This is a genomic window from Flavobacterium sp. 1355 (assembly GCF_017833415.1).
GTDB lineage: Bacteria > Bacteroidota > Bacteroidia > Flavobacteriales > Flavobacteriaceae > Flavobacterium.
On the sequence record NZ_JAFICC010000020.1, the window covers coordinates 84,498 to 103,612 of the forward strand.

The 19,115-nt window shown below is 34.9% G+C and carries 8 protein-coding genes; all 8 read left to right on the forward strand.

The genetic code is table 11. The annotated features are described in order from the left end of the window. The first annotated feature begins 210 nt into the window (after positions 1 to 210). The 8 genes from JOD96_RS21070 to JOD96_RS21105 all read left to right on the forward strand — a co-directional run bounded on the left by JOD96_RS21070 (position 211) and on the right by JOD96_RS21105 (position 18,805). A complete protein-coding gene (locus tag JOD96_RS21070) occupies positions 211 to 2,334 on the forward strand; it encodes an alpha-N-acetylglucosaminidase (protein WP_245188470.1) in 2,124 nt (707 codons plus the stop codon). 280 nt (positions 2,335 to 2,614) lie between these two features. After that, complete coding sequence (locus tag JOD96_RS21075) at positions 2,615 to 5,626, forward strand: SusC/RagA family TonB-linked outer membrane protein (protein ID WP_209566213.1); 3,012 nt, start codon at positions 2,615 to 2,617, stop codon at positions 5,624 to 5,626. A gap of 18 nt (positions 5,627 to 5,644) precedes the next feature. Continuing rightward, positions 5,645 to 7,258 carry a RagB/SusD family nutrient uptake outer membrane protein gene (locus tag JOD96_RS21080; RefSeq protein ID WP_209566214.1) on the forward strand — a complete coding sequence of 538 codons (1,614 nt, stop codon included), beginning with the start codon at positions 5,645 to 5,647 and terminating at the stop codon, positions 7,256 to 7,258. 271 nt (positions 7,259 to 7,529) lie between these two features. Next, entirely contained in the window at positions 7,530 to 9,830 is a 2,301-nt protein-coding gene (locus JOD96_RS21085; RefSeq protein WP_209566215.1) for a GH92 family glycosyl hydrolase, read from the forward strand. 125 nt (positions 9,831 to 9,955) lie between these two features. Next, complete coding sequence (locus JOD96_RS21090) at positions 9,956 to 12,229, forward strand: GH92 family glycosyl hydrolase (protein WP_209566216.1); 2,274 nt, start codon at positions 9,956 to 9,958, stop codon at positions 12,227 to 12,229. A gap of 13 nt (positions 12,230 to 12,242) precedes the next feature. After that, positions 12,243 to 12,806 carry a hypothetical protein gene (locus JOD96_RS21095; protein ID WP_209566217.1) on the forward strand — a complete coding sequence of 188 codons (564 nt, stop codon included), beginning with the start codon at positions 12,243 to 12,245 and terminating at the stop codon, positions 12,804 to 12,806. 79 nt (positions 12,807 to 12,885) lie between these two features. Further along, the gene (locus JOD96_RS21100; RefSeq protein ID WP_209566218.1) at positions 12,886 to 14,718 is read left to right on the forward strand and encodes a metallophosphoesterase family protein; all 1,833 of its coding nucleotides are present in this window, start codon (positions 12,886 to 12,888) and stop codon (positions 14,716 to 14,718) included. Between the two features lie 70 nt (positions 14,719 to 14,788). Then, complete coding sequence (locus JOD96_RS21105; RefSeq protein WP_245188471.1) at positions 14,789 to 18,805, forward strand: two-component regulator propeller domain-containing protein; 4,017 nt, start codon at positions 14,789 to 14,791, stop codon at positions 18,803 to 18,805. Positions 18,806 to 19,115: the final 310 nt, after the last annotated feature.

Genomic DNA, 19,115 nt, shown 5'->3' on the forward strand with positions numbered 1-19,115 from the left:
TTATTTTTAGTTTAGGAGCATGTTTAATTCTGAATTTATTGAATAAGATTGTTAGTTATTAGTAATAGATTTTTGTTTGGTTTATTTAATGGAGATTAATTAATCTCCATTATTTTTTGCTAGAATAATAAGAGGTTTAGACAATTTAATAAATATGTGGTTTATATGAAAAGAGAGAATTTTAAAATTAAAAAGTGCAATTCCTTAAAAATGGCTGTATCAGTGACGCTGTTATTTCTTTGTTCGTTTAAAGGATATTCTAAAAATGAAGAAAACACAAAAGACGCTTTGGCAGTAATAGAAAGGCTTATAGGAAATCGGTCCAGTGAGTTTGAATTAAGTATTGTTGAGAACAAAGAGAATAATAAATCAGATTGGTTTGAAATTGAAACAAAAAACAATCAGGTAAAAATAAAAGCCTCAAATAATACGGCAATTTGTTATGCAGCTTATAATTTTCTAAGAGATATAGGAGCCGTCTTAGTGAGTTGGGAAGGAAATAGAGTTGATTTGCCTAAGGCATGGCCACAATATTCAAAAAAAGGAACTACACCATTTCAATACAGAGAATATTTAAATGCCTGTACTTTCGGGTACACTACTCCTTGGTGGGACTGGAAACGCTGGGAGCAGGAAATCGACTGGATGGCCATGCACGGAATCAATCTTCCCACTGCAATGGAAGGCCAGGAAGCGGTGTGGCAGGAACTATGGAAAGAGTATGGTTTGACCAGCACTCAATTAGAAACTCATTTTGCCGGACCGGCCTTTTTGCCATGGCAGCGTATGGGAAACATCAACAGTCTTGAAGGGCCGTTGCCGCAAGAATGGTTTAGTAAAAAAGAAGAACTTCAAAAGAAAATATTGGAAAGAATGAGGGCTTTAGATATGCATCCTGTTGTACCGGCATTTAGCGGTTATGTTCCTAAAGCTTTTGCAGAAAAACATCCGGAAGCCAAAATAACAGAATTAAAATCCTGGTCGGGAGGTGGTTTTGCGAGTACTTTTCTATTAGATTCTAAAGATCCTTTATTTAAAAAAATAGGAAAACGCTTTATTGAAATTTATACCAAAATGTATGGAAAGTCTAATTTCTATCTGGCAGATTCTTTTAATGAGATTGAACCTCCGGTTTCGGAACATAATAAATATGAAGAACTTTCTAATTACGGAAGTGCGATTTATGAAACCATTAATGAAGCCGCGCCGGGTGCAGTCTGGGTTATGCAGGGATGGCTTTTTGGAGACAATAAAGAATTCTGGACAAAAGAGGCTACGAGTGCATTTCTAAGTAAAGTACCAAACGATAGATTGATGATCCAGGATTATGCCAATGACAGATATAAGGTATGGGAAAACCAGGAAGCCTTTTATGGTAAGCAATGGACTTATGGTTATGTGCATAATTATGGCGGATCTAATCCTGTATATGGAGACCTGAATTTCTATAAAAACGAATTGACGAGTTTGCTAAAAAATCCGAACAGAGGAAATGTTGTGGGGTATGGGGCAATGCCTGAAGGGTTAAATAATAATTCAATTGTATATGAATATATTTATGATCTTCCGTGGAGCCAGGGCGAACAGCCTATAAACGATTGGCTGACTAAATATTTAAATGCGAGATATGGACAAACAACTTCAAAATCTGTTTTTCAGGCTTGGGAATTATTACTGGAATCTGTTTACAATATCAAATATTGGGAAACTCGCTGGTGGAATGATAGGGCTGGAGCGTATTTGTTATTTAAACGCCCGACTGCAACAATTACAGAATTTAAAGGAAATCCCGGAGACAAGAAAAAACTAAAAGAAGCTTTGGATATTTTAACCAAAGAAGCCAAAAAGTTTGATAAAAAGAATTTCATTAATTACGATTTAATCGATGCTTCAAGACATTACTATTCACTTTGTATCGATGAAGATTTGATTGAATGCGTAAAAGCCTATCAGCAAAAAGATATTTCAAAAGCAGATCAATTATTTCAAAAGATAGAAAAACAAGCTCTGGATATCGATAAGATGATGTCAAGACAACCATTGAACAGTCTGGATGAATGGGTAAAATCGGCTTCTGATTATGGGGATTCTCCCGAAGTATCTCAATTGTACGTAAAAAATGCCAAAACATTAATAACGCTTTGGGGCGGAGAAGGTCATTTAAATGATTATGCTTCCAGATCCTGGCAAGGAATGTATAAAGGATTTTACTGGCCAAGATGGAAAATGTTTTTAGAAGCCCTAAAAAAATCAGCAGTGGATAACACTCCTTTTGATGAAACGAAAGAAAGGGAATTAATTAAAAATTGGGAAATCAAATGGACTGAAAAATAAATAAAAAATATACTGAGACCATAATAATACGTATGTAAGCAAAATATAACTTAAACTTTTAACGATTGCCTTAAACTTACTAAAAATATTAAATGAAATCTTTACGAAATCGATTAATTAATAAGTTTTTAACTATGTATTTTAGAAAAATAATTTTGAAAAGCCTTACTGTCATTGACTTTATAGAAATTATCCATGTTTATGAATAACTTGTCCATTTGTTAACATTTCTTTAGCATTAATTTCGTCAATACTATTTAACAAATTAACCAATATCACAATGGAAAAACTCAAACTTTTATTATTAGCCTTTTGTTTTTGCTTCTCAATTAATACCTGGGCACAGAAAACAGAAGTGTCCGGTGTAGTTTTAGATGACAAAGGCATTCCACTGCCAGCCGCCAATGTACTAGAGAAAGGTACAACGAATTCATTAACAACAGATTTTGATGGGAAATTTAAAATTTCGGTTTCAAACAAAAATGCCACACTAATAGTTTCTTATATGGGATTTGAAGATTTGACTTTAAAACTAGACGGAACAAAATCAAATTATTCAATTCAATTAAGACCTACTACAAACAGTTTAGAACAAGTTGTAGTAGTGGGTTATGGAAAAGGATCTCGTAAAAACCTTACTACTTCTGTAACTTCTGTAAAAGCTGAGGATTTAAACAGAGGGGCAATTAGTGATGTTGGACAGCTTTTACAGGGTAAAGTTTCCGGTTTGAACATTTCATCAAGTGGCGATCCTACAAAAACAGCTTCTGTAGTTTTGCGTGGAGCTTCTACATTAAATAGTTCACAAGGGCCATTTTATGTAATAGATGGTATTCCGGGAGTTGATATTTCAGTAATTGCACCAGATGACATTGCCACTATCGATGTCTTAAAAGATGCTGCGGCAACTGCTATTTATGGTAACCGTGCTGCAAATGGAGTTATCATGGTAACAACAAAAAAAGGAAGTAAGGGCAGAACGCAGATTGCATACAATGGTTATGTTGGCTGGGAAGAAGTGTCAAATAATCTTGACATGATGAATGCAAATCAGCTTAGAGCTTTTACAACTAAAAACAATTTGAATTTTACTCCGGAAAATGATAAAGGTGCTAACACAAACTGGCAAAAAGAAATTTTACGATCAGAACGTGCAGCATCAAGCAGTCATAACTTATCGATGAGCGGTGGCGGAGATCATGGAAATTATACAGCAAGTATCACTTCTATTAATAAAGAAGGGATAATGTTAAAAAGTGACTTTTCCCGTATTATTGCCCGCTTATCTGTTGAACAATTTGCTTTTGATGATAAGGTTAAATTTGGTTTAAACGTTACTAATTCCAGCACAAAATATCAAAATGTACCACAGAGAAATACCGTTCTTTTGCAGGCAGCAAGCTATCTTCCTGTTTCTCCGGTAAGGAATGCTGATGGAAGTCTTTTTGAAAATTTTACCAGTCCGGGATATTTTAACCCGGTAGCTTTAATTGAACATGGTACTGATGAAACGAAAACAGATAACCTTGTAGGTAACCTTACTGCAGAAGTAAAACTTCCGTTTGGATTTACCTATAATTTGAATTTGGCACACCAAAGATTAACGGCGTCTCATGGAGAATTTTATGACAGTTATTATTCACAATACAACAGTGCCAATTTTTACAACAACCCAGATCCACCTTTGACAAAAACATTGGTTAATTTTGGTATAAATGGTTCTGCATTAAGAAATTCTTACGAAACCAGAAACAATATTATCGAAAGCTTCCTTACCTGGGACAAAACATTTGGAGAGCATAAAATAAAAGCTGTCGCAGGTTACTCATGGCAGGAAAATACATTAGGAGACGGTTTTCAGGCTACAACAACTAATTTTCCTGTAGATAATGTAGGATATAATAACCTTGCTTTAAGTAATTACACCTCGGTTAATGGTTATGTAGTAAATTTTGGAGATAGTAAAGCCTATCAAAAAACACGTTTAATAGCTTATTTTGGGCGTTTAAATTACAATTACAAAGACAAATATCTATTACAAGGATCACTTAGAAGAGATGGTGGATCTATGTTTGGAGCAAATAATCGCTGGGGATATTTCCCTTCTGTAGGAGGAGCATGGAGAGTAGACAAAGAAAGTTTCATGAAGAATCAAAACTTTTTTAGTGATTTGAAATTCCGCGGAAGCTGGGGGGTAACAGGTAACTCTTCTGGATTTAATGCCTATACGGCACAGTTCATTTCCGGAAGCTTAGGAACTTTTTACTATAACGGACAACAAATTGGAGCTTATGGGCCTAACCAGGCGGCTAACCCTGATTTGAAATGGGAAAAAACAGCTACAACAAATATTGGATTTGACTTCGCAATCTTAAAAGGAAAAGTATCTGGTTCTGTTGATGTATACAATAAAAAAACAACAGACATGATTTTTAACTATAATGTTAATCCTGTGCTTGTACCAGTAGGAACAATTGTAGCAAACGGAGGAACAATGTCTAATAAAGGTATTGAAGTTAGTTTAAGTACAACTCCGGTTAAAACGGCAAATTTCAGCTGGACAACTAATCTGAATTTGGCCCACAATAAAAATGAAATCGTAAAATTAACCAGCCCTTTCTTTGTTGGTGGAGATTCTATTCGTCGTGTTCAGCCAGACGGTGGTGGACAAACAGGAAGTACATTACAGATTTTTAAAGAAGGAAAACCGTTAGGACAATTCTTTACATTGAAATATGCAGGAAAAAATGCTGATGGAGTTTCGCAATATTATGATAAAAACGGCAATTTGACTACTACACCTCTAATTGGAGTAGATTACCATTATGCAGGAAGTGCACAGCCAAAATTATTAGCAGGATGGGCAAATAATTTTCAATACAAAAAATTCGATTTAAGTATTTTCTTCAGAGGAGTTTTTGGTAATAAAATTTTCAATGCCAGCCGTGCCGATTTATTCAGGCCTAGTACTGCAATGACAAACAATATTTTGGTTGATGCAGGAAACGAGGCGCCAAATGATTTAAACTCTTATAAATACTCGGATCGTTTTATAGAAGACGGAAGTTATATAAGATTAGACAACATGACTTTAGGATATAATTTTGGTAAAGTGGGCAGGTATATAAGCAGCGTACGTATTTATCAAACCGTAAACAACGTTTTTGTTATTACCAAGTACAAAGGAATTGATCCGGAAGTTGAACAAGGAGGAACAGCTCCTGGTGTAGATTCAAATAACTTCTATCCAAAAACCAGAACTTATATGTTTGGTGTAAATGTGATCTTCTAAAATTAAATGCTAAAAATTATGAAAAAGATATTAAAATATTTAGGGCTCCCAGTACTTATGGCTGGATTAATATGGTCTTGTGATGATCTTGAAGTACCTATAACAACACAATTAACACCTGAAGTATTTCCTCAAAACCCGGCACAATACATTCAGACTACAGGGCCAGTTTATACCGCATTTCGAGGTGAATTTTCATTTGCCTGGTGGTGGTCTCAATCCTTATCTACAGACGAAGCTATTTTGCCTGCAAGAGGAGGTAACTGGTTTGATAACAGAAACTATATCGCGATGCATTATCATGACTGGAATGCAGATAATGGAATCATAGGAAGTCTTTGGGACTGGTCATCTAAAGTGATCGGAACAAGCAATCAGGCAATTTCAATTTTAAATCAGACAATGCCTGAAGGTGCAGATAAAAACACGTTGATTTCTGAATTAAAAACAATGCGCGCTATTTCTTATTATATGTTAATGGATAGTTATGGAGATGTGCCATTAGATACATTATATGGAGACTTTACGCCTCATGCCAAAACTCCCAGAAAAGACGTTTTTAATTTTATTGAAAAAGAATTAAAAAAAGCAGTTCCTAATTTAAATCCGGCAGCAGGAATTACCACTTACGGAAGACCAAATAGACAGACTGCTAATGCAATGCTGGCTAAATTGTATTTGAATGCTGAGGTGTATACAGGCACACAACGTTTTAATGATTGTATTGCAGCTTGCGATCAGGTAATTAATTCTGGTTTATATGTGATTGAACCAAGAGCAACTTATCTACAGATGTTTTATCCTAACAACGGACCTCAGATGAAAGAGTTCATTTTTGCAGTTCCTTACGATCCGGCAGCTGTTACAGTGGGTTATAACGGACAAATGTATCACGCCCGTTATGATGTACCGCGTTCTGAAAGAGCGAAGTTCGGACTTCCTTTTACGCCAAGTGCACCAAGAAGTACCCTTCCTGAATTTTATGCTTATTTTGATGATGCAAATGATATTCGAAATAAACAATGGCTTACCGGGCCTCAATTTATGAATGACGGCACTACACCTGTAATGGTTACGACAACCAAAAAAGGATACGACCAATTTTATACAGGATCTGATGGAGGAGCACCATATACTTATCAGGTAAATTTAACACCAGATATTATACCGCGTCAAAGTCAAACTTTATTTGATCTTGGAAACGACGAAATCGCCTGGAACATGGGATACAGAAATATTAAATTCTATCCGGATGCTACTTCAACAAATCGTAACCAAAAGAACGACGTTCCTTTCTTACGTTATTCAGATATCCTTTTGATGAAAGCAGAGTCAATTCTTCGCGGAGGAGGTGCAACATTAGGACAAACTGCAGATGCATTAGTAAATATGGTTCGTTCTAACCGTACAACATCTGCAGCATTGAGCGGTGTAACTTTAGAAGAACTATATAAAGAAAGAAGCCGCGAGTTTACCTGGGAAGCATGGCATAGAAATGATATGATACGTTTCGGAAAATACGAAGGACAATGGGGATACAAAACCAATACAGATGTTCGTCGTCGTGTTTTTCCAATCCCAACCAATGCTATGGTTTTAAATCCGGCCCTAACTCAGAATGATGGATATTAAAAATAAGAATTAGTAAGTACGCATTGTTACCCAATTTTAATTTTGAAAAGGAGAGGAGCGTAAATTCTTCTCCTTTTTTACTAAAACTAGTTTGTTAGTTGCTAGTTTAGTTTTGTTTTTGAATGAAAGCAAGGCTTAATCGAATCCCGTTTGACAAAGCAGTGAAAGATTAAGCTTTGTAACATTCATTTAACTTATGTTTTGAGAATACATTATAATCCAATAAAATCCTATATAAAACAATATTGTCCCAACAATACAAACAGAATAAATGAAACTAAATAAAATCTATAAAATAGGACGCATTGGAATAGGTTTAACTCTTGTTTTTTTAGTGTCGTGCAGTGCTCAGAAAACTATTTCCTTAAAAAAGAAACAGTTATCAGACATGGTTTATCCGTTGTTGGACACCGAAAATTCCCGATGGTTTTACTTTTCATCAGCAAGTCGTCCGTTTGGTATGGTAAACCTAAATCCAGATACAGAAATTAACGGCGATTGGGGCGGCGGTTATAAATATTCTACAGATACAGTTAAAGGTTTCAGTCACGTTCACGAATGGCAAATGTCTGGCGTATCACTAATGCCAATAACAATTGCAGCAGGAAACAAACCAACTATTTTTAAAGACTTTTATTCAAAATTCAGTCATAAAAACGAAATAATAACACCGGGATATCATTCCATAAAATTAGATCGATATCAAATAACGGCAGAATTAACCAGCACGCAAAGAGTTGGTTTTCATAAATATACTTTTCCAATAAAGGCACAAAAAGCAGTTCTTTTTAATTTGAACACTATTTTAGGACCTTGTGAAAACACAAATGGAAAATTAGAAAAAAACAATGATTATGAACTTTCGGGTTCATTAGTTTTGAGTACCAATTTCAGACGCCCAAAACCCTTAACCGTATTTTTTAAAATTAAAACAAATGAGCCGATTACTTCCATAGAAAGAGATAATCAGACAGGTAATTATTTAGTCAGTTTTAATAAAACGAAAGAACAAATACTGATGAAAGTTGGTATTTCTTATACTTCAACAGAAAATGCCAATACTAATATCGAAACCGAATTACCACATTGGGATTTTAATAAAACAGTTGACGATTCCAGAAAAGAATGGAGCAATTTACTGGGAAGAATAAAAGTAGAAGGAGGAACGCAAACCGACCAAAGAAGATTTTACACAGATCTGTGGCATGCGCTACAGGGCAGAAAAATGATCAGCGACGCAAATGGAGCCTATCCGGATAATACAGGAGAAAAATTCAGATTAGGACAATTGCCTTTAAATGCTGACGGAAAACCAAAATTTAATCATTACAATTCAGATGCTTTCTGGGGTGCCCAATGGACAATTAACAATCTTTGGGGATTGGTATATCCTGAAATTATGGAAGAATTTGTATATTCATTAATGCAATATTACAAAGACGGCGGTATGATTCCACGCGGGCCTTCGGGAGGAAATGATACTTATGTAATGACCGGAGCTTCGGCAACACCTTTTATCGTGAGTGCCATTCAAAAAGGAATTGTAAAAGAAGATTTGGAGGAAATTTATACCGCGCTCAAAAAAAATCATATGCCGGGAGGTATTATGGAAAAAGCAGGATATGAACACAATACCAATATTGGCGGTGGATTAAAATATTATTTAGAAAAAGGATATGTACCTTATCCGCTTCCAGAAGGCAATTTCGGAAGTCATGAAGACGGTGCAAGCCAGACTTTAGAATATGCATATCAGGATTGGACTTTGGCACAATTGGCTAAAAAACTAAATCATGAAGAAGATTACAATTATTTCATCAAAAGGGCAAAAAACTATCAAAATGTTTTTGATACACAAATAGGCTGGATGCGTCCAAAAAACGTAGAAGGAAAATGGCGCGAAAACTACGATCCCTATCAATATGAAAATGGATTTATAGAATCAAATGGAGCACAATCAACATGGTTTGTTCCGCATGATATTGAAGGTTTAGCCGTTTTAATGGGAGGAAAAGAAAAAGCTGTCGCAAAATTGAACACTCAATTTGAAACAGCTAAACAACAAAAGTATACTTCCGGTACATCGCATGATGCAGAATTACATCCCGAATTTAGCAGGATTCCTGTAAATTTTGGAAATCAGCCTTCTATACAGACATCCAATATTTTTACAGTATTAGGAAGGCCTGATTTAGCGCAGTATTGGACAAGAAATGTAATAAAAGAAACTTTCAGCGGATTATCTCCGGCCACCGGTTATAACGGCGATGAGGACCAGGGACTAATGGGAAGTTTGAATGTATTGCTTAAGTTGGGTTTATTTCAAATGAATGGAGGAACAGACCAGAAAGCCGTTTACCAAATAGGAAGCCCTATATTCAATAAAATCTCGATTGCATTAAATCCGGAATATTATTCAGGTAAAACATTTGTGATAAAAGCTGAAAATAACAGTGCCGAAAATGTGTATGTAAAAGGCATCAAATACAACAATAAAACTGTAAAAGATTTTACTCTTTCACATAAGGAGATTACCAATGGAGGTGAATTAATTTTAGAAATGTCAAAGTAAAATGCCTGCAATAGTTTTTTGCCACAGATTTTAAGGATTATAATGATTTTAAAAATAATCCGAATAATCAGTGAAATCTGTGGCTAAAAAAAGAGTTTTTAGTTCTTAAAAAAATAAAATAAGTAATGAAAATATCCAGTAAAAATATACTTTTAGGAATATCATTTTTGTTTACCATAATCATTAATGCCCAGCAAACCGTCCATCAATTTGTAGATCCAATGATCGGGTCAGAAGGAGTTGGCAGGGTTTTTATAGGTCCGTCGTGTCCATACGGAATGGTAAAACCAAGTCCGGATTGTACCTCAAGCCCAAACAGTGGCTGGCTGCCAATGCCAAAAGAAGTAACAGGCTTCAGTCAGGTACACGTAAGCGGAACAGGTGGAGGCCCGAAATACGGAAACATTCAAATTATGCCATTTTCCGGTGCTTTGGATAAAATGGATCAGACTTCTTTCAGGGCAGAAGAAAATGTAAAACTGGGTTACTACGAAACGATTTTCAAAGAAAATAAAATCAAAACCGAAATCACTACAGGTGAAAAAGTTTCTTTTTACCGTATTACTTACCCAAAAAATACCTCAAAAGAATTAAAAATTGATCCCGGTTTTTTTCTTGGAGAAGAAAAGATTCCTGATGCAAGAGAAGCGCAGCAGTTTGTGGGTTCGCAGATCGAAATTGTCTCCGATACCGAAGTGAGAGGCTACAGCAGAATAAGAGGAGGCTGGAATAACGGCCGCGCTTACACGGTTTATTTTTGGGCGGTTTTCGATCAGCCAATTGCAAAATATGTAACCTTTAAAGACGGAAAATTTTACAGCAATCAAAAAGCCCAATTTGATTCAGGGAAAAAAACAGCAGCTTTACTTTCTTTCGGAAACGGCGGAAAAGAACAACTGAATGTCAAAATCGGAATATCATTTTTAAGTGAATTAAAAGCCAAAAATAATATTGAGGTTGAAATTCCACATTGGGATTTTAATACCGTTTTATCCACTTTAGAAAATAAATGGGAAGCATTATTAAGCCGAATTAAATTATCTGAAGATACATCAGACGAATATAAAAAAATGTTCTACACCGGTTTATATCATACGATGATCATGCCGGTTGACCGAACTGGGGAAAATCCGCTTTGGACAAATGATGAACCTTATTATGATGATTTTTACACCATTTGGGATACTTTTAGAACATCAAGCCCTTTAATTACGCTGATAGATTCTAAACGTAAAGTTGAAATTATCAACGCCATGCTCAATATTTACAAACGCGAAGGTTATTTACCCGAAGGAAGAAGCGGTAACGACAACGGAAGAACACAAGGAGGTTCAAACGCTGAGGTTGTTCTGGCAGATGCTTTTGTAAAAAACTTAAAAGGAATCGATTATGAACTTGCGCTGCAGGCCATGCTCAAAGACGCGACAGTTCCGCCGGGAGGCAATGAAGAAAAAGAAGGAAGAGGCGGATTAATAGATTATCTAAAATTAGGATATGTTCCCTTCGGCACAGACCGTGCAGGAAACCGAACAATCGATTATGCCTACAACGATTATAATATTGCCGTTGTAGCCAAAGGATTAGGTAAAACAGATTTATACAATCAATACATCAAACAAGCCGACAGCTGGCAGAATTTATGGCGTCCTGATTATGAAAATAACGGAGCCAAAGGTTTTATTATGCCAAAAGACAAAGACGGAAACTGGCTGGATGATGTTGTTTTTGGAGAATCAAAGATTCAGAAACCTACTTATAAATATACACCCGTAATTATCGAATCGCCTTGGTATGTTTGCCATTGGTGCGTGTTTTTCTACGAAGGAAATTCTTGGGAATATTCCTTTAGCATTCCGCATGACGTTCCCGAACTTGTTAGTAAATCAGGCGGAGAAAAAGCTTTTGAGGACAGATTGAATACTTTCTTTAATTCAGAGTTGTATAATGTGGCCAACGAACCTTCGTTTTTAACACCATGTCTGTATCACTGGATCGGGAAACCGTATTTGAGCAGCGACAGAATAAGAACAATTATCAAAAATAATTTCAATACTTCAAGAGAAGGATTACCGGGCAATGACGATTCGGGTGCAATGTCTTCGTGGCTTGCTTTTCATATGATGGGCTTATATCCAAATGCCGGACAGCCTTATTATCTGATTAATACGCCTTTGGTAAAAGAAACAACGATTCAATTAGAAAACGGTAAAAAGTTTAAAATCGCTGCTAAAAAAATGAGCGATAAAAACAAATATATAAAAACCGCTTTATTAAACGGAAAACCTTATAACAAAGCATGGATTTTACACGATGATATTAATAACGGAGGAGAATTAATTCTGGAAATGGATTCTAAACCTTCGGCTTGGGGAACTACTATTTTACCACCAGCTAAATAAAATGATAAGCAAAATGAAAAATATATTTTTAATGATTCTTTTTTGTATCGTTTATCAAAATGGAACAGCTCAGAATTATGTTCCAACACTAAAAAACAATACAGAATTAAATTATGTCTGTAAACTGCACGGACAGACTAGAACTTTATCACTTATAGCTCAAACGGCAGGTGACGGACTAACTTTTAAACTAGAAACCAGAGGCGTAAAAAGCAGTATTGTCATGCTTCCCGAAGCGGTAAAAAACGGAAATGCCTTAAGTTTTAATCAAGGAGAATACGCACCGGTTTTAAACTTAAAACCAGCAGAAACCTTTTTCATGATTTCAAGATCGGCGTATCAGGATTTAGTAAAAAACAGTTCTTTTGTGTACAATAATACTACCTATGTTCTGGACAAAAATGAAGATAAAAATGGTGTTTCTGTTGACGGAAAATTAATCGATGCGCTGCACGTAATTGCACAAATTGACGAAACTGAAATGTGGATTGTAAAAAATCCGGAGTTTCCTTTAATCTGTAAAATAATCAAGAATCCGTTAGGGATTAATTTCACATTGGTGAAAGTAGTAGATTAATAAATTGTTTTACGCAAGGCAGACCTAACAGGTTTTTAAAACCTGTTAGGTCTATATTATAATATCAAAACAATAAACAATGCCATTCAAAAATATCTTTTGTTCATTGCTTCTTTTAGTTCTGGTTTCCTGCAAAACAGAACAGCATTTCAATGAGAAAAAGCTCCAAATCGCTTTTATAGCTGATGTTCATTTACAAGATATTTTTGCTCAATTTGAAGACAATAATTATCGCGGAATCAAAAATCCGGTTACGGGCGAATATGCCAATATCAGGACAATGAATGCTCAATTGCATTCTACCAGAATTTTCAATGAAAATTATTTTGCCTTTTTAGAAGCCTTAAATGATATTGTCAAAAGAGGCATCAAACAAGTTGTACTTCCGGGAGATTTTAGCGACGACGGACAGCCCGTTCACGTGCGTGGATTGAGAAAAATACTCAACGAATATTCCCAAAAATACGGAATCTCTTTTTTTGTTACCACTGGTAATCATGATGTTGTAAGACCATTTTCGCAAGATGCCGCTAAAACTGATTTTTTAGGAAAAGACGGAAAAGAGCAGATCATCAGCAGTTCAAAAAATTTCGATAAAAGTAAAAGCGAACTGAAACCCATTATCACTGCCGATATAAAAAACTGGGGATATAAAGAAACCATTCAGGAAATGCGAGATTTTGGTTTTTTTCCAAAAAAGACCGATTTGTATTGGGAAACGCCTTTTTCAAATTACACTTATGAACAATATGATTTTGAGGAAGCTCAAAAAGAATCTGTTTTAGAAAAAAGAACGTATATAGTTAAAAACACTAATCTATATCTTCCGGACGCCAGTTATGTAGTCGAACCAATTAAAGGAATCTGGCTTTTGGCAATTGATGCCAATGCTTATGTTCCTAACGAAAAATTATCAGGAAAACCAGATGATCCGCATGATTTTTCGGGAGCAAATACAGGTTACAATAACGTTCTGATTTATAAAAGCCATTTATTAAACTGGGTAAAGAAAGTTTCCGCGGAAGCGAAACAAAAAGGAAAAATACTGATTGCTTTCAGTCATTATCCGATGGTGGATTTTAACGACAATGCATCACCGGAATTAAAGCAGCTATTTGGTGCCGATAAAATGCAGCTCCAGCGAGTTCCTAACGAAGAAGTGGCGCAGCAATTTGCAGATGCAGGGATTCAGATTCATTTTGGAGGCCACATGCACATCAACGATACGGGCGTAAGAACATCAGCAAAAGGAAATACTTTATTTAATATTCAAACGCCTTCGCTTGCAGCTTATATGCCGGCTTATAAAATATTGACGATTCATTCTGATTCTGAATTTGAAGTAGAAACGGTTGTAATTGGCAAAGTGCTTGGTTTCAATAGCTTATTTCCTTTTTATGAAGAGGAATATGCACATTTGCAAAGTAGTAAAAGCGAGCATATTTGGAACAAAGAAATTTTAAAAGCCAAGGATTATGCAGCATTTACAAACTGGCATTTAAAGGAATTAGTTCGTTTAAGATTTTTACCCGAAGATTTCCCGGCTGAATTTCTAAAAACAATAATAAGTCTTTCAGGAAAAGATTTATTAGAAATGAATAAAAATGCATCAGAAACTGATAAAGAGTTGAAATTAAATTCTCTCACAATTTCCAATTTTGAATTATGGACGGGTTTTGATATGATTTTCGATTTTTACCGTTTAAAAAGTGCTGATGAATTGGCTTATTCAGAAATTGGAAACAAGAGATTAAAGCAATATGAATTGGTTTGTCGACAGTTGAAAAAATCAAATGATCCAAAACTGATTTTATGGGCAGAAATATTCTTGAAAACCATGACTGGAGATCCTTCTGATCATTTTATGATCGATCTTAAAAACAACCAAATTGATAATTTATCTGTTAAATAATTTTTATATTAATTAAATCAAAAAGATTAAATTGCATTTATAATTTATTTCGATGAGACAAAAATCCATTATGCTATTCTTATTTTTTGCCATTTTTTATCATTCGTATTCACAGAATATAAAATTTGCGCATTACAATGACAATAACGGATTGTCTCATAATTCGGTACGCCATATTGTACAGGATAAAAAAGGCTTCATGTGGTTTGGAACGTTCTCAGGATTAAATCGTTTTGACGGTTATCAGTTCAAAAACTACATGAGTTCTTCACCGGGAAAAAATAAATTGTACAATGATGACATCACAGCTTTGGAGCTTGATGAAGCATCTAATCAATTATGGATTGGCAGCCGAAAAGGATTGACACTTTTCCAAATGGATACCCATGTTTTTACTACTTTTTTTAATAAAAAAGAAGACCCAAACAGTCTGCCCGATGATGAAGTAAGATCGGTTTATGTAGATAAATTTAAAAGAGTCTGGGTGGGTACCAAAACAAAAGGAGTTTATCTGTTCTTTTTAAAAGAAAATCGATTCGAAAAAATTAAACTTAAAGGTTTTGATTACGTAAAAGAAATTTTTGAAGATAAAAAAGGCAATATCTGGATTGGTAGTTACGAAAAATCAGGTGTCGCAAAAATAACAATGGATGCCAAAGGAGCAATTGTACGAATTAATAATTACACACTTTCTGTTCCATATTCCAACATAAAAAATCCATACATCAATTTTATTTACGAAGATGCCAAGTCGGATATTTTTGTCGGAACCCGTGAAGGTTTATATAAACTTAATAAAACCAGTGATCAATTTGTCAATTTATATATAGAAAGCAAACAGATTAGAGGCGCTTTAGGACCTTATTTTTTATCAGTTGCCCGCGCTCCCGATGGAAAATACTGGGTTGGAACTTTGGGCGGATTGCTGGTTTGTAATCAATTAGAAGATATTCAGAAAGGAAATTATAAATGGTATTATTCTATTTTATCAGATGATACTTCGATTGTAGATAATTTAATTTCAGCACTTTATTTTGATGCTTCCGGAGTTTTATGGATCGGGACAGAAGACGGCCTGGACAAATATGATCCTTATGAAAATCAGTTCACTTTAAACAAAGACATTTCACGTTCCATCGGCAATCAGGCACCGCGTATAAGAGGTTTTGCCAAAACATATGACGAAAAAGTGATTGTGGCAACTTATCATAACGGACTTTTTATTTCAAATACAAAAGGCTCAACTCCTTTACATAACACAGGAAAAGATATTGCCAGTATTTATTCTGACGACGGTAAAATCTTTTATTGCGGTCTTTGGGACGGAAATATATTAGTGTACAATTACAGTACAAATTCTTCCAGAGAAATAAAGGCAGGATTTGAAAAATCCCCTGTTTTTGCTTTTACAAAGATTACAGACGATTCGATGATAGTAGGTTCTTTTGGAGAAGGCGCAGTAATTTTGAACACCAAAACGCTGCAAGTAGAAACATCAAGTAAACTTTTACCGGACTTTCAGATTAATGCAATTGAAAGAGATGCTAAAAATAACGTTTGGTTTGCCACAGAAACCGGAGTTGTAAAATACAATATCAATTCTGGAAAAATAGAAACCTATTCGTCGCTTTTTATCAAAGAAAAAGGAGTTCCTCATGATGAAAATGTGAGTGACGTTTTGGTTGATGCAAAAGGTAAAATATGGGCGTCAACACGTTTTGGACTGTGTTTATACGATCCGAAAAAAAATGAATTTGAACCGGTAAAGAATCTTAAAGAACTTTCGGGCAAATGGATTACTGATATTTTATCAGATACACAAGGAAATTTGTGGCTGAATATCAATAACAATAATATTGCTTTCGTTAAATCTAATTTAAAGGATATTAGTATTTACCATGTAAACAGTGGTAACAGATTGGATGTTTTTAGTTCAAGCGGCTTTTTTTATTTTAATAATTCAAATATTTTTCTGGGAGGTAAAAATGGAATTATTTCTTTTTCACCGCCTGCAATGAAAAGAAATAATTGGTCGCCGCTGCCCGTTATTTCCGAATTTAAAATTCAGAATGAAGAAGTTTTCCCGGAAATGGAAATTAATGGAGAAATTCCGCTTTCAAAAGATTTGAACTATGGAAACGAAATAGAACTTACCCATAAGAACCGCGATTTTTCGATTCAGTTTTCGGCTCCATCTTTTGCAAACGAAAAGCTGAATAAGTTTCAATATATGCTGGAAGGTTTTGATAAGCAATGGATTACGGTTAATAGTACGTCAAGAATAGTTCAGTATACAAATCTTTATCCCGGAAATTATGTTTTTAAAATAAGATCAAGCAACAGCGACGGATATTGGAGCAAAACAGTTTCATATAAAATAAAAATCCTGCCGCCTTTTTGGCTGACGCCTATTTCTTTTATACTGTTTTTAGCCCTTTTATTTGGTGTTTTTTATTTCATTAGAAAAGAAATCAAAAACCGAATTCGTTTAAAACAAGAACTGCTTACCGAAAAAGTAAACAGAGAACACGACGTTAAATTGAATAATGAGAAATTACGTTTCTTCACCAATATCTCGCATGAATTAAGAACACCTTTAACGCTTATTTTAGGTCCGGCGAAACAGCTTTTGGATGAAAGCAGTAACGCAACGGATTATGAAAAAAGCAGATACAATTTAATTTATCAAAATGCCAGCAGATTACTGAATCTGGTAAATCAGGTATTAGATTTTAGAAAAGCGCAGTCAGGTGAATTAAAGCTAAAAGTAACTAAAACCGATATTCTGGTTTATTCGAAAAATATTTTTGACTCCTTTAAGGAAATGGCTTATGATAAAAAGATTAAGCTTAATTTTATTACCGAAGATGATGAAATAAACGGCTGGCTGGATAATGATAAGTATGATAAAATCCTGTACAATCTCTTGTCGAATGCATTAAAGTTTACCAATAAAAACGGAAATGTAGACTTGTACATCAGGCTTAAAGATACGGTTGAAGATATTTTAGTGATTGAAGTAACCGATGACGGAATAGGGATTCCGTTAAAAAGCCAGGAAAAAATTTTCAAACGATTTTATCAGGCATCAAACAGTAAAGCCCATAATACAGGATCGGGTATTGGTTTGTCGTTGGTAAAATCTTTAGTAGCAATACACAAAGGAATTATTTCTGTAGAAAGTACACCGGGAAAGGGAAGTACATTTAAAGTTGAAATTCCGATTGACCGCGCTTCTTACGAGCATAAAGAGGTGTTTGAATATGCGCTTAAAAATGACAGTTTAAGTATGCTTATTCCGGAAAAAGCGGCTAAGAAAATCATTCAAAATACAGATTTAAAAGAAAAAATATTAGTAATTGAAGATAACAGCGAGCTTAGAAAATATCTGGTGGACTATTTATCTGATTATTACAAAGTTTATGATGCCGAAAACGGGGAAGAAGGTTTGAGAATCTGCCGACAAATTAAACCAATTTTATGCGTTACCGATGTTATGATGCCTGTTATGGATGGACTGGAGTTTTGTCAGCAACTAAAAAATGATGAATTCATAAGCCATATTCCGGTTGTGATGCTTACTGCACTTTCTGAAAATATGGATAAAGTAAAAGGCTATGACATGGGAGCCGATGGTTATTTGGTTAAACCTTTTGAGCCATTATTGCTTAAAACAGTTATTGAAAACATAATCAAATCAAGATTAGAACTTAAACAAAAATTCTCCGGTGAAGTAGAAGGAAAGATCAGCATGCTGACACATTCGCCAATTGATGAAGAATTTATGGAAAAAGTGACCAATTTAATCAATGATAATTTAAGCGAAGTAGATCTTTCGACAGAATTTCTATGTGATAAATTGGGTGTTAGTTCTTCAAAATTATACAGAAAAATTAAAGAACTGACAGATTTGGCACCAAACGAATTTATCAGGACTATTCGTTTAAAAAAGTCAGCAGAACTGCTCAAAACTAAAAAATACAATGTCTCTGAAGTAACCAATTTGGTGGGCTTCAATGATCCTTTATATTTCAGCAGATGCTTTAAAAAACAGTTTGGTTTTCCGCCTAGTAAGCTGATTAATTAATTTCTTTTGCCTTGCGAGCAATCTTTGTCAAAGTTTTAAACTTTGACAAAGATATCATGAGCATAAACATAACCTGTGGTTTCAACCACAGGAGCGTAATATATATCCACAATCTAATTTTTCCCAAACGTCTCCCGTGGTTGAAACCACGGGCTATATTTGAAATGCTATTCCGCAATCTTGTCATCCTGACGGAGGAAGGATCACACTAGAAACTCCGCAAAGAAAAGAATCAATCTTTGTCGAGCTACTTATGGAGATCCTTCCTCTGTCAGGATGACAAGATTGTGTTTAAGCTTTGTCAAAGTGT

Coding starts and splice junctions, on each gene's coding strand:
- JOD96_RS21070 (WP_245188470.1), top strand. CDS start 211: ATGGCTGTATCAGTGACGCTGTTATTTCTTTGTTCGTTTAAAGGATAT.
- JOD96_RS21095 (WP_209566217.1), top strand. CDS start 12,243: ATGAAAAATATATTTTTAATGATTCTTTTTTGTATCGTTTATCAAAAT.
- JOD96_RS21085 (WP_209566215.1), top strand. CDS start 7,530: ATGAAACTAAATAAAATCTATAAAATAGGACGCATTGGAATAGGTTTA.
- JOD96_RS21100 (WP_209566218.1), top strand. CDS start 12,886: ATGCCATTCAAAAATATCTTTTGTTCATTGCTTCTTTTAGTTCTGGTT.
- JOD96_RS21105 (WP_245188471.1), top strand. CDS start 14,789: ATGCTATTCTTATTTTTTGCCATTTTTTATCATTCGTATTCACAGAAT.
- JOD96_RS21090 (WP_209566216.1), top strand. CDS start 9,956: ATGAAAATATCCAGTAAAAATATACTTTTAGGAATATCATTTTTGTTT.
- JOD96_RS21075 (WP_209566213.1), top strand. CDS start 2,615: ATGGAAAAACTCAAACTTTTATTATTAGCCTTTTGTTTTTGCTTCTCA.
- JOD96_RS21080 (WP_209566214.1), top strand. CDS start 5,645: ATGAAAAAGATATTAAAATATTTAGGGCTCCCAGTACTTATGGCTGGA.